The following is a 12,728-nucleotide window of genomic DNA, read 5'->3' on the forward strand; positions in this document are numbered from 1 at the left end:
GGTCAGCCTCCGAAGATGGAGGAGAAGTCGGCGCCGGAGCCCAGGAACATGTTCGCGACGATGAGGATCAGGGTCGCCGGGACCATGAAGGTGAGGGTGACGACCGTCGTCTTCGGGATCGCCTTGGCGGCGCGCCGCCGCGAGTTCTGGGCGTCCGTGCGGCGCATGTCGTTGGCGATCTGGATCAGCGTGTCGGCGATGGGCGCGCCCAGTTCCTCGCCCTGCTGGAGGGCCGTCACGAACTGCGAGACCTGCTCCGATTCGTTGCGGCGGCGCAGCTCCTCGAACGCGGTGCGGCGGCTCACCCCCATGTCCATCTGGCGCAGTGTGATGCGCAGTTCGTCCGCCCAGGGGCCCTCGTACTTCTCGGCGACCCGGTCGAGTGCCTGGCGGAAGCCCAGGCCCGCGCTGACCACCACCGCGAGCACGTCGAGGAAGTCCGGCAGCGTGCGCTCGATGACCTCCTTGCGGGCGCGCGTCGCCTGCCAGATCAGCGCGTCGGCCGCGAACCAGCCGTACGCCAGGCAGAAGACGGCGAAGAGTGTGAAGCCGTTGATCAGGCAGAGGAGGCCCGTGAGGCCGCCGAAGATGCCGTAGGCGGCGCGGCGGGCCGCGTACCGGTCGACCGTGAGGCCGCCCGGGTTTCCGGCCTTGTCGATCTTGCGGCGCTTCTTGTCGACCAGCGCCGGGCCCATCGTGCGCAGCACCGCGGGGGCGAAGCGCATCCCGATGCGGTCGATCGCGGAGTCGGCGGCCGAGACGCGGGACGCGCCGACCTCCAGGGCCACGGCCAGGTCACCGGGGACCTTGGCCTCCGCGCGGTACATCCGTACACCCGCGAAGACGCCGGCCACCGCGAGGCCGAACGCCAGGGCGAGGAGCAGTCCGATCATGGTGTTCTCCGTCCCCCGCCTCAGACTTCGATCTTGCCGAGTCGGCGCATCGCCACGAAGCCGAGTGCGTACAGGCCGACGGCCACGGCGACGACGATCTGGCCGACGGGGTGGCCGGTCATCTTCGCCATGGAGTCGGGGTTCATGGAGTTGAGCATGATCATGGCGCCGAGGCCGAGCAGCGGGACCGTGTAGGCGGTCGCGTTGACCTCGGAGAGCATCGTGCGGACCTCGCGCCGGGTCTCCTTGCGCTCCTCCAGGGTCTCGGTGAGGTTGCGCAGGGAGCCGACGACGGTGCCGCCCGCCTTGTTGGAGAGGACGAGGGTGGTGACGAGGACGACGAGCTCGCGGGAGGGGAGGCGTTCGGAGAGTTCGCCGAGGGCGTCGTCGATGGTGCGGCCGACCGCCAGTTGGGAGGCGACGGTGGCCAGTTCCTCGCCCGCCGGGGCTTCGAGTTCCTCCGCCGCCATGCCCAGTGCCGTACGGAGCGCCAGGCCGGCGGCGGTGGCGTTGGCGAGGATGCGGGAGAGGTCCGGGAGCTGGTTGATGAAGGCCTCGATGCGCTTCTGGCGCTGCCAGTTGAGGAAGGTGTGCGCCGCCCACACGGCGACCAGGCCCGCGATCGGGCCGAAGAAGGGGGCCAGCACCGAGATGGCGATCAGCCAGAGCGCGACGACGCCCCCGAGCACGTACACGAAGAACTCGCCCGGAGTGACGTCCAGTCCGGTGGAGGCGATGCGCAGATGGAGTTTCTTGCCGAGCGCGGTGCGGCGCAGGCGGCGGTCGATGCCCCGGAAGTGGCGGCGGCGGCCGCTCTCGCGGCCGGTGGTGAGGGCGAGGCGGTTCTCCAGGGCGCTGCGCTGGGCCTTGCCGGAGGCGTACAGGTGCACGCCGAGGACCGCGAGCAGGCAGGTCAGCAGGGTCGCGCCCAGGGCGAGGAGCGCGTACTGGGTGAGCGTGGGCGGTAGGGCGGCCGCCGCGAGGGGGTGGGTGGCGGGGTGGGGTGTCATGGCCGGGCCTCGATGGCTTGTCGTACGTAGAGGGAGCCGTTCAGGGGGTCTTCGCTGACGCCGAAGGCGGGCGGGAGGGGTTCGTTCGCGAGGTAGAGGCGTTCGGCGATGCGGCGCGGGAGGGGGAGGTGCTCGAAGTGGCCGTGGACCAGGCGGTCCGGGCTCATCGGCTGGGCGAGGAAGCGGGACACCGGGACGACCTGGAACTTCTCGCGGCCGTGCGAGACCAGGATGACGATCTCGGTGATCTTGCGGGAGCCGTCGGCCATGCGGCTGAGCTGGACGATGACGTCGACGGCGGAGTTGATCTGGTCCTTCAGCGCCTCGAAGGGGATCTCGACCTCGGACATCGAGCCCAGGGTCTGGAGGCGCATCAGGGCGTCCTCGGCGCTGTTGGCGTGGACGGTCGCGAGGGAGCCGTCGTGACCGGTGGACATGGCCTGGAGCATGTCGAGGGTCTCGCCGCCGCGGACCTCGCCGACGATGATGCGGTCGGGGCGCATGCGCAGGGAGTTGCGGACGAGGTCGCGGATGGTGATCTGGCCCTTGCCCTCGACGTTCGGGGGCCGGGTCTCCAGGCGGATCACATGGGCCTGCTGGAGCTGGAGTTCGGCGGCGTCCTCGACGGTGATGATGCGTTCGTGGTCGGGGATGAGGCCGGAGAGGGCGTTGAGGAGGGTGGTCTTTCCGGAGCCCGTGCCGCCGGACACGATGAGGTTGAAGCGGGCGCGGACGAAGGCGGAGAGCAGCATCAGCATGTTGTGGTCGAGCGTGCCCAGGTTGATCAGCTCGTCCAGCCGGTACGCCTTCGGGAAGCGGCGGATGGTGAGGGTCGCGCCGGTCAGGGAGAGCGGCGGGATGATCACGTTGACGCGCTCGCCGGAGGGGAGGCGGGCGTCCACCATGGGGTTGGACTCGTCGACGCGGCGGTTGACCGTGGAGACGATGCGCTCGATGGTCTGCATCAGTTGCTCGTGCGAGGCGAAGCGCATGGGGAGCTGCTCGACGCGTCCGGCGCGCTCGACGAAGATCGAGTCGGGGCCGTTCACCATGATCTCGGTGATGGAGGCGTCTTCGAGGAGCGGTTCGAGTACGCCGAGGCCGAGGGCTTCGTCGACGACGCGGCGGATGAGCTGGGAGCGCTCGGAGGTGGAGAGGACCGGGCCTTCGCGGCTGATGATGTGGCCGAGGACGCGCTCCAGGCGGGCCCTTCGCTCGGCGGCGGCCAGGGAGGACATCTCGGCGAGGTCGATCTCTTCGAGCAGTTTCGCCCGGTAGGTGGCGACCAGGTGGCCGTCCTCCCGCCCCCCGCCGTGCTCCTCGGGGGCGGCGATGCGTTGCCGCAGGCTCATGGGTGGGCTCCTTGGTGCGTGCTGACGGGGTCTTACGGGGTGGTGTCGTCGGCGGGCATCGAGACTTCGCGGGTGATCGTGCCGAAGGTGAAGCCGGGGATGATCGAGGGGACGGGGACGGTGGCGACGGCCGTCACGATGTCGCCCCCGGAGCAGTCGACGTCGGCTCCGCGCGCGACGAGCCAGCCGCTCATGGCTGCGGCCCCTGCGGCACCGCACTGCCCCCGGTACGCCTCCTGGGATTCGATACGGGCCCCGGCCCGCGCCCCGGACCCCGCCTGGAGGGCCGCGTAACCCGCGATGCCGAGCTGGATGGCGGCGAGCACGACGATGAGCAGGATGGGCAGGAACCCGGTGAATTCCAGGGTGGCGACGCCCCGGTCCCCGCCGGGGGCACGGCGGGCCCGTGTCCCGTCAGGGGCGCGGGGAACTGCGCGAGCAGCCACGACGCACCCGCGCGGGAAGTGGGCAGCCACCGGGCACCCGCGCCTCCGTCGCATCCGGGAGGGAATCATTCGTCCGCTCCTTCCAGGGCAGCGCCGGCCTCGCCCTCGGAGGTCCACCCGAAGCCGTCCGCACCGGGGAAGAGCGCCGGGACCTTCAGCGTGATGGTGGCCTTGTAGAGGTTGCCCTCGACCCGGCAGTCCGGAGGACCCTCCAGTTCCCACGCCCCGGGGAGGCGGGCCTGGGCGGCGGCCTGGCACTCCGGCACTCCGCTCCCCCCGGCCCCGTACGCCGCCGTGCCCTGCCGCGCCCCCTCGTCCGCCGCGTTGCCCGCCAGGGAGAAGGTGTAGCCCCAGACCGCCGCCTGCCACATCAGGACCATCACCAGGAGGATCAGCGGGAACATCCCGGCCAGTTCGGCGGTGATCGCGCCCTTGTCGCCCCGGCGGCCCCGGCCCGAGCCCCGGCCGCCCCGGCCGCCGGCGGGCTCCTGCGTCTTGACCAGGCCCAGCTCCCCCGCCAGGGCCCAGATCGCCTGCTTGACCGTGCTGCGGGCCTCCAGGTCCTGGAGGCGGCCCGCGTCGGCGGCGGACTGGAGTTCCTTGTAGTTCGAGGGGACCGAGCTGCGCGCGACCTTCGTGCCGGTGATCTTCTCGACCAGGGGCGGCTGGATCTCGGTGTTGCGGGTGAGGCGGTTGACGACCGTGGTGGTCTCCTCCGCCTTGCGGATCTGGAGCCGGTCCCACAGGCGGACCATGCGCTTGGCGGCCCGTACCGCGATGACGTCCGGGGTGACGACCAGTACCGCCCGGTCGGCCATCTCGATCGCCGCCGCGTTCGCGCTGTTCATCTGCGTGCCGCAGTCGACGACCACGATCTCGTAGCGGTTGCGCAGGGCGCTGACGACCTGGCGGGCGACCCGGTCGGTGACCTCCTCGCCGCGCTCCCCGTCCACCGGGGCCAGGAGGAGGCCGAGTCCGGTCGCGTGGGTGTAGAGGGCGTCCTGAAGGACCCGCGGGGTGATGTCCGCGATGCCGGCCAGGTCGGCGATCGAGCGGCGGAACTGCACGTCCAGGTACGAGGCCAGGTCCCCGGACTGGAGGTCCATGTCGACGAGCGCGACCGTACGGCCGGAGGCCCTGGCCGCGAGGGCGAGCTGGACGGAGATGAGGGTGGTGCCCATGCCCCCCTTCGCGCCGGTCACCGTGACCACCGTTCCGCCGGGCCCGCTGAACACGTCCGCCCCGGCGCCCAGGTGGCGGCGTACGCCGACCGACCAGGACGCCGCGTTCTGCACGCGGCCCGCCAGCTCCTCGTAACTGAGCGGCAGTCCGATCATGCCGCGCGCACCGGAGTCCATCGCGGCGGTGAAGAGCTGGGGGCTGGTGTCGGCGGAGATCAGGACGACGCCGACCGCCGGGAAGCGGAGGGCGACCTCCCGGATGACCTCCAGGGCCGGCACGGGGCCGATCCGCTCGTGGACGAGGACCACCTCGGGCAGCTCGTCCAGCGACTCCTGCGCGAGGCGGGCGAGCGTGTCGAGCAGTGACGTCGTGTCGGGCGCGGGCGAGGCGGGTTCCGCGTCCGGGAGCTGGCTGAGCAGGGTGATGATGGCGCGGGCGGCGTCGGGGTCGCCCACGGCCGGGAGGATACGCGTCGTCATGCGGCCGTCCTCACTCTTGGTCCACACGTCACTGCTGGGGCGGGGGCTGGGGATGCGGCCGGGGCCGGGGCGCCGTGCGCCGTGGGGGCGGACGTCACGTCCGGTCCCCGGGCAGGTCGTAGATGCGGTCGCGCGGGGTGATGTTCGGGTCGCTGCCGTCGGGGATGCGGGCCAGGCGCACATGCACCGCGAAGGACTCGGCGTACGCGATGCGCTGGGCGTCGCGGGTGCTGAGCGCGAAGGTGATCGGGACGGCGTCCTTCATCTTGCGGTTGCGGTCCTTGGCGTCGGGCTCCAGCGGGGTGATCCTGCCGACGTCGATCACGCGGGCGCCGGAGACGATGACCCAGGACTCCTCCTGCTTGCTCTTGGGGGCCAGCTTCTTGTCGGACTCGAAGGTCGCGTAGACGTTGACCTTCGAACCCGGCGTGATCTTGCCCGCGACGCCCGTCTCGGCGTCGATCATGATGGCGATCTCCTGCTCCCCGGGCTGGAGTTCGGGGCGCTTCACCAGCATGTCCGTCTGGAGCAGGGAGCCCTTCCGCAGCTGGGTGACGGCGATCTTCCCGCGGATCTCGGAGATGTCGGTGACGGCGTTGTCCGAGAGCCACCGCTTGGGCATCTCCACGCGCTCGAACTGCGCCGCCGTCAGCGTCCGGTACGGCGCGACGTCCGCCTTCAGGCGGTACGCGGTGACCTCCGGGCCGACCTTCGAGTTCACGTCGCGGATCACCGACAGCACTCCGACGAACGCGCCGACCGCGCACAGGACGGAGAGGATCAGCAGGATGATGCCGCGGCGCTGCCGTGAGTTCATGGTGCGTGCTACCTCGATCGGAATACGTCGGAACCGGAACCGTGCGAGTGGTGCAGGCGATCAGAGAGCGTCGGAGGGCGGGGCGTCGCGCGCGACGCGGCGCAGCGCCTCGCGCAATGCCTTGCGCAGGGCCGCGCGCGAGGCGTCGCCCGGGACGTCACCCGGGTCGGCACCCGGGGCACGGCGCGGAGCATTACGTCGCACCGCGGCTCAGCACCGCATGCGGCTCCGCCGCCGTCGCCACCGGCGCCGAACAGAACCCGCAGCGGTCGCCTATCAGCTGTGTCCCGCACCAGTGGCACTGCTCGATGCGCACCGAGGAGACGAGCTGGTAGAGGACGGAGACGTCGGGCAGGAAGGCCGCGAACTCGACCACCTTCGGCGTCCCCCACCAGCCCGGCGACGCCGTCGGCAGCCCGACCTCCTGGGTGCCCTGCACCTGCCAGGCGGGGGCCAGCGTCTCCGTGACCCAGGACGACGACAACTGGCCCGCCGCGACGGCCAACTGGGTGGCGAACTCCGGCCCGGTCAGCTTCTCCTCGCCGCCCAGCTTGATCAGTTGCGGCTCCGGGTTGGACAGTACGGCGAACTGGCTGCCCGGCATCCACGACTTGGCGTGCGACTTCAGGCTGACCGGGATGCGGTCCAGCTTGGTGACGGAGTTCAGGAGCGCGCCGGCGTAGACGTAGTGCGAGAGCAGGCGGGCCGCGGAGGCGATGACGCCCGCGCTGAAGTCGCAGACCGAGAGCTGGCGGAGCTGCCGGGTGAGGACCGCGATGCCCAGCGGCGGGAGGTCCAGCTTGAGCAGGGCGATGCGGTCCGTCTCCAGGACCGAGCGGACCATGTGCAGCCGGTGCTCGTGGGCCGCGGGCAGGGAGGAGGGGTACAGGGCGACGAGGAAGCCGTGCCGCTCCAGCAGGACGTTCGTCTCGGCGAGCGCCGCGTCCAGGGACTGGTGGGCGGGCGGCTGGAGGACGGCGGCGGTCGGGGTCTGCCGGTCGGTCGGCGGCAGCACCAGGTCGGCGCTGGTCACGGCTATCGCTGTCGGCACGTCGATGTCCCCGCTCCCCGTTGCCCGACCGTTCGCGTCCGCGCCCGTGCTCGCGCTCCTGTGCGCGCTCGCGTTCGCGCCGCTCCCGCTGTCGCTGTTCCTGTGGCTGATCCTGTCGCTGCTCTCGCCACTGCTCTTGCCGCTGCTCGTGTCCCTGTTCTTCTCGCCGTTCCGGCCGCTGTTCCCGGTTCCGCTTCCGCGCTCGCCGCTCACGCATGGTGCAAGCACTCGTCACCACACGTGGTGCATCTGCACTTTAGCCACGTCATACGGGGGAGAGAACAGCTTCCAGAGATCCCGTACGGCACTCAACTCACCGTTTTCCACCGTGAATTGATCTTGTTCGACGAGTATTCGCACTCCGTTTCCCCTGGCGGGGTCACCGCGACCCCATGTCACTGCGGTGCTACCGCAGGTGATCATGCATTCCGCTTACGGCTGGGGGAACACGGTTTCGGGCCATTCTTCGACGCTGCGGCCAGAAGCCGCCCACAATGGGCGCAGTGATCCACTTGACATCCGAAATGGACTGAACCAATTTTGTCTGGCTTGACCCGCATATGACCGACTGGAGACAGTACGTGCACAGAGCAGCCCGCATCCGCCGCTTCACCCTCGGCACGGCCGCCGCCGTCCTCGCCACCGGGATGCTGGGAGCCTGCACGAGCGACGGACCGGCGGACGGCGGGGTGCGGGCAGCGCCCGAGAAGTCGTCCGCGGCCTCGAAGCCCACCCCGACGCCGACCCCCACGCCCAAGGCGCTGGGCGCCCCGCAGGTCCCCCGGCACGCCCTCACCGGCTACTGGCAGAACTTCCGCAACGGCGCCGCGATCGAGAGACTGCGCGACGTCTCCGACGCGTACGACATCATCGCCGTCTCCTTCGCCGACCTGGCGGGCGAACGCGGCGAGGTCGGCTTCAAGCTGGACACCGGGGGCCTGGGCGGCTACCGGGTCGAGGAATTCAAGGCCGACATCAAGGCCAAGCAGCGGGCCGGGAAGTCCGTGATCATCTCGGTCGGCGGGGAGCACGGCAAGGTGGAGGTCGACGACGCCGGGACGGCGAAGCGCTTCGCGGACTCGGTGCACGAGCTGATGACCGAGTACGGCTTCGACGGCGTCGACATCGACCTGGAGAACGGCGGCGTCAGCGCCGAGTACATGACGCGCGCCCTGAAGGACCTGCACGGCCGCGTCGGCCCGAAGCTGGTCGTCACGATGGCCCCGCAGACCAAGGACATGCAGTCCACGGACAGCGACTACTTCAGGACCGCGCTGAACATCAAGGACTTCCTGACCGTCGTCAACACCCAGTTCTACAACTCGGGCTCGATGAAGGGCTGCGACGGCAAGGTCTACCAGCAGGGCACGGTCGACTTCCTCACCGCGCTCGCCTGCATCCAGCTCGAGAACGGCCTCGACCCCTCGCAGGTGGGTCTCGGACTGCCCACCAACAGCAGCAACAAGAAGGCCGGTTACGTCGAACCGGAGGTCGTGAACAAGGCGCTGGACTGCCTGACCCGGGGCACCGGCTGCGGCACCTTCAAGCCCGCCAGGACCTACCCGGGGCTGCGCGGCGCGATGGCCTGGTCGACCAACTGGGACGCCAAGGGCGGCAACGCCTGGTCGAAGGCGGTGGGCGCACACGTGCGGTCGCTGCCGTAGACGAGCGCTCCGGTACGGGGGAGGGGGGGCCGCGGGGGGGGGGGCCGGGCCCCCCCCCCCCCCCCCCACAAAGGGTCACAGGGGGCCACCCGGGTGAACCCCAACACCCCCCACACCCCCCCCCGCCCCGGGGGGGGGGGGGGGGGCCCCCCGGGCCCCCCCCCCCCCCCCCCCCCTCCCCCGTACGCCTACTTCGTGAACAGGTCGACGACCTGCTTCACGCACAGCACCACGAACAGCAGCCCGCCCAGCGCCAGCATCACGTTGCTGAGCCAGCCGTTGCGCCACTCGGCGGGCGTACGGCCGGAGTTGAGCAGCCAGACCAGGGTCAGGGCGAGGAACGGCATGAAGAACGCGCCGAGCACCCCGTAGACGACCACGAGCCCGAACGGCTGGTCCAGGAAGAGCAGACCGATCGGCGGGAAGGTCAGCCACAGCAGGTACGCCCGGAACGGCAGCGACTTCTCGCGCTTGCCGGCCGCGACCTCCTCGACCATGCCGACGACCGGCTGCCCGGTCCTGCGCTCCCGCTGGAAGCGCTCCACGAAGTCCGCGAACATCAGGCTCACGCCGTGCCAGACCCCGATCAGCGCGCCGAAGGACGTGGCGAAGAAGCCGATCAGGAAGAGCTTCGCGGTGACCGGGCCGAACTTGTCCTCCAGCACCCCGCCCAGGTCGATGAGGCCCTTGTCGCCCTTGCCGAGCGCGACACCGGAGGAGTGCAGGAGCTCGGCGCCGATGATGAGCATGGCGACGACGAAGACGCCGGTGGTGAGGTAGGCGACGCGGTTGTCGAGGCGCATCACCTTCATCCAACTGGTGTCGGTCCAGCCCTTGGAGTTCACCCAGTACCCGTAGGCGGCCATGGTGATGGTGCCGCCGACGCCGCCGATCAGGCCGAGGGTGTAGAAGAGCGAGCCGTCCGGGAGCGTGGGCACGAGCCCCTTGACGGCGTTGCCGAGGTCGGGCGCGACGCGGATCGCGACGTACACGACCACCAGGAACTTCAGCCCGATCACCACGGTCATGAACTTCTCGAAGACCGCGTACCGGTTGAACCACACGAAGGCGAGGCCGAGCAGGCCGCACAGGACCGCCCAGAACTTCATGTCCGGCCCGTTCGGCATGAGCGCGGCGAGCGGGAGCGCGGACGAGGACATCGCGGTGGCGCCGTACACGAAGCCCCACACGACGACGTACACGCCGAAGTAGACCGTGGTCCACTGCCCCAGGCTGCGCCACCCCTCGAAGAGGGTCTTGCCGGTGGCCAGGTGCCAGCGGCCGGTGGCCTCGGCGAGGGAGATCTTCACGACGCAGCCGATGACCGCGGCCCACAGCAGGGTGTACCCGAACTGGCTGCCCGCGATGAGGGTGGCGACGAGGTCCCCGGCGCCGACCCCGGTCGCGGCGACGACGATCCCCGGCCCGACGTACTTCCAACTGGCCTTGCGCAGGGCGGGCCGGCCGAGTTCGGGGACGGCTCCCCCGTCACCCGCCCGGCCCTTGCCGCCTTCACTGCCCTTGCTGCCCTTGCTGCTTGAAACACTGTCCGACATGGGCTTTCCTGCCTCCCGTTGTCCCCCCACGGTGATCCGGATCACCGTGGGGGGCGGGGGCGGGCGGACGCAAGGGGCGGGGCGGGATCGTCTCCGTATCGCAGCCGGACGTGCTGCTCACGGCGTGTTGTTCGAGTCGGTGCGCGCCCGCCGGCCCGGTTATGGAACGACCAGGCTGAGGAGGGCGGCGACGGCGAAGCCCGCGACGGAGAGGACGGTCTCCAGGACGGTCCAGGACTTCAGGGTGTCGCGTTCGGAGATGCCGAAGTACTTGGCGACCATCCAGAAACCGCCGTCGTTGACGTGCGAGGCGAAGATCGAGCCGGCGGAGATCGCCATGATGACGAGGGCGAGGTGGGCCTGCGAGACGTCCTGGCCCTGGACCATCGGGACCACGATGCCGGCCGTGGTGACGATGGCGACCGTCGCCGAGCCCTGGGCCACGCGCAGCACGACGGAGATCAGCCAGGCGAGCACGATGACCGGCAGTCCGACGTTGTCGAAGGTCTCGGCGAGGGCGGCCGCGATGCCGCTGCCCTTGAGGACCGCGCCGAAGATGCCGCCCGCGCCGACGACGAGCAGGATGTTGCCGACCGGCTTCAGGGACGAGGTCGACACCTTCTCCAGGGACTTGCGGGACCAGCCGCGGCGGATGCCGAGGAGGTAGTACGCCAGGAGGAGGGCGATGGTCAGGGCGACGAAGGGGTTGCCGAAGAACTCGATGACCGAGCGCGGGGTGGAGGGGTCCAGCGCGATGGAGGAGAAGGTCGCGCCGAGGATGAGGACGAGCGGGGTGCCGATGATGGCGAGGACGGTGCCGAGCGGGACGGGGTCCTCGCGGGGTTCCACCCCGGCGGCCTGCTGCTCGGCGACGACGGCGGCCTTGGCCTCCTCGGCCGCCTCCACCATGTCCTGCGGTACGGGGACGAAGATGCGCCTGCCGATCCAGGCGGAGTAGGCCCAGGCGGCGATGACGGCGGGGATGCCGACGACCAGGCCCATCAGGATGACCCAGCCGAGCGAGACCTTGAACAGTCCGGCCGCGGCGACCGGCCCGGGGTGCGGGGGCAGGAAGGCGTGGGTCATGGAGAGCCCGGCCAGGAGCGGCATCGCGTACAGGAGGACGGACTTGCCGCTGCGCTTGGCGGCCGCGTACACGATCGGGGCGAGGACGAAGATGCCGACGTCGAAGAAGACCGGGATGCCGAAGATGAGGCCGGTGAGGCCCATGGCGAGGGGGGCGCGCTTCTCGCCGAAGAGGCTGAGCAGGCGCTGCGAGAGGACTTCCGCTCCGCCGGAGACCTCGAGGATCGCGCCCAGCATGGTGCCCAGGCCGATGATGATCGCGACGTGGCCGAGGATGCCGCCCATGCCGGACTCGATGACGGAGACCGCGCTGGACTTCTGGACGGTGCCGAAGAGTTCGGTGACCGAGAGGCCGGCGGAGAGGCCGACCGCGACGGAGACCGCGAGGAGGGCCACGAAGGGCTGGAGTCTGACCTTGATGATCAGGAAGAGCAGGAGGGCGATACCCAGCACGGCGACGGTGAGGAGGCCGGGGGTGCCGTCGATGAGGGCGAGGAGGCCGCCGGTGCGCGGGGGCGTTTCGGCGGGGGGTGTGGCGGCGAGCTGCATGTGCGGTCAACTCCGTACGGAGAGGGGGCTTCTTGCAGGTGCGGGGGGATTTCCGTGCCCCACGGGGGGCCCGAAGCTGTGTCACTGCGCGGGGCTGTGTCACTGTGCGGCTGCGCCGCGCGGGCACGCCCCGTCAGGGGCGCGGGGAACTGCGCGAGCAACCACGACGCATCCGCACGGGAACCGGAGGCAGCCGCGCGGCGAGCGCTTTAGGGAAAGGGGCGGGGCAGGGGCCTCTTCTGCCTGGGCAGAACGGGGCGGCGTGGGCCGGTGCCGGGGCTGGGCTCACGGCCTCGGCGAGGTCGTGAGCCCGGCACAGGCGCTCGCGTGGGGGGCCACCCGGGTGGGCCGGGAGCGGGAGGGGCCGCCCCCTTGCCCGCCCTCCCCCAAGCTCTCGGCTTCGCTCGAGCAGGGGGTACCCCCCTCGCCCCCTTGGGGCGGCCCCGTCGCCCAAGGGGACGGGGGCGCCTAAGGGGCGGGGGCGCTCAAGGGGGTGGAGGTGCTCAAGGGGGTGGGAGCGGCAGGGGACGGCTGCCCGAAGGGCACGCCATCAGGGGCGCGGGGAACTGCGCGACCAGCCACGACACACCCGCACGGGACGTGCACCCCCTCACGGCGCGCCCGCACAGGACGTACACCCCGT

The 12,728-nt window shown here is 70.9% G+C and carries 11 protein-coding genes; 2 read left to right on the forward strand and 9 right to left on the reverse strand.

The features are described 5' to 3' along the window. Nucleotides 1–2: 2 nt before the first annotated feature. The 7 genes from ACIP93_RS06775 to ACIP93_RS06805 all read right to left on the reverse strand — a co-directional run bounded on the left by ACIP93_RS06775 (nucleotide 3) and on the right by ACIP93_RS06805 (nucleotide 7,212). Nucleotides 3–893: a DUF5936 domain-containing protein gene (locus tag ACIP93_RS06775; RefSeq protein ID WP_345228697.1), complete on the reverse strand. Its 891-nt coding sequence runs from the start codon at nucleotides 891–893 to the stop codon at nucleotides 3–5. 20 nt (nucleotides 894–913) lie between these two features. After that, complete coding sequence (locus tag ACIP93_RS06780) at nucleotides 914–1,903, reverse strand: type II secretion system F family protein (protein ID WP_401756452.1); 990 nt, start codon at nucleotides 1,901–1,903, stop codon at nucleotides 914–916. Next, nucleotides 1,900–3,255: a CpaF family protein gene (locus tag ACIP93_RS06785; RefSeq protein ID WP_401756454.1), complete on the reverse strand. Its 1,356-nt coding sequence runs from the start codon at nucleotides 3,253–3,255 to the stop codon at nucleotides 1,900–1,902. Before ACIP93_RS06785 ends, ACIP93_RS06780 begins: the two co-directional genes overlap by 4 nt. A gap of 32 nt (nucleotides 3,256–3,287) precedes the next feature. Next, nucleotides 3,288–3,701, reverse strand: coding sequence for a TadE/TadG family type IV pilus assembly protein (locus ACIP93_RS06790; protein ID WP_401756456.1), 414 nt, complete (start codon nucleotides 3,699–3,701; stop codon nucleotides 3,288–3,290). Between the two features lie 65 nt (nucleotides 3,702–3,766). Then, entirely contained in the window at nucleotides 3,767–5,362 is a 1,596-nt protein-coding gene (locus ACIP93_RS06795) for an AAA family ATPase (protein WP_401756458.1), read from the reverse strand. A gap of 94 nt (nucleotides 5,363–5,456) precedes the next feature. Next, complete coding sequence (gene cpaB, locus ACIP93_RS06800) at nucleotides 5,457–6,179, reverse strand: Flp pilus assembly protein CpaB (protein ID WP_345228703.1); 723 nt, start codon at nucleotides 6,177–6,179, stop codon at nucleotides 5,457–5,459. Nucleotides 6,180–6,372: 193 nt separating this feature from the next. Further along, a complete protein-coding gene (locus tag ACIP93_RS06805) occupies nucleotides 6,373–7,212 on the reverse strand; it encodes a hypothetical protein (RefSeq protein WP_401757013.1) in 840 nt (279 codons plus the stop codon). A 64-nt stretch (nucleotides 7,213–7,276) separates the two neighbouring features. Between ACIP93_RS06805 and ACIP93_RS06810 the strand changes: the two genes are divergently transcribed. After that, complete coding sequence (locus ACIP93_RS06810; RefSeq protein WP_345228704.1) at nucleotides 7,277–7,567, forward strand: hypothetical protein; 291 nt, start codon at nucleotides 7,277–7,279, stop codon at nucleotides 7,565–7,567. 244 nt (nucleotides 7,568–7,811) lie between these two features. Next, nucleotides 7,812–8,894, forward strand: a complete 1,083-nt coding sequence (locus ACIP93_RS06815) for a chitinase (RefSeq protein ID WP_401756461.1) — start codon at nucleotides 7,812–7,814, stop codon at nucleotides 8,892–8,894. Nucleotides 8,895–9,082: 188 nt separating this feature from the next. Here the strand turns inward: ACIP93_RS06815 and ACIP93_RS06820 are convergent, their stop codons facing one another. Next, entirely contained in the window at nucleotides 9,083–10,450 is a 1,368-nt protein-coding gene (locus ACIP93_RS06820) for an Nramp family divalent metal transporter (RefSeq protein ID WP_345228706.1), read from the reverse strand. A 159-nt stretch (nucleotides 10,451–10,609) separates the two neighbouring features. Next, the gene (locus tag ACIP93_RS06825; RefSeq protein WP_401756463.1) at nucleotides 10,610–12,085 is read right to left on the reverse strand and encodes a GntP family permease; all 1,476 of its coding nucleotides are present in this window, start codon (nucleotides 12,083–12,085) and stop codon (nucleotides 10,610–10,612) included. Nucleotides 12,086–12,728: the final 643 nt, after the last annotated feature.

This window comes from Streptomyces sp. NPDC088745 (genome assembly GCF_044751045.1).
Lineage (GTDB): Bacteria > Actinomycetota > Actinomycetes > Streptomycetales > Streptomycetaceae > Streptomyces > Streptomyces cremeus.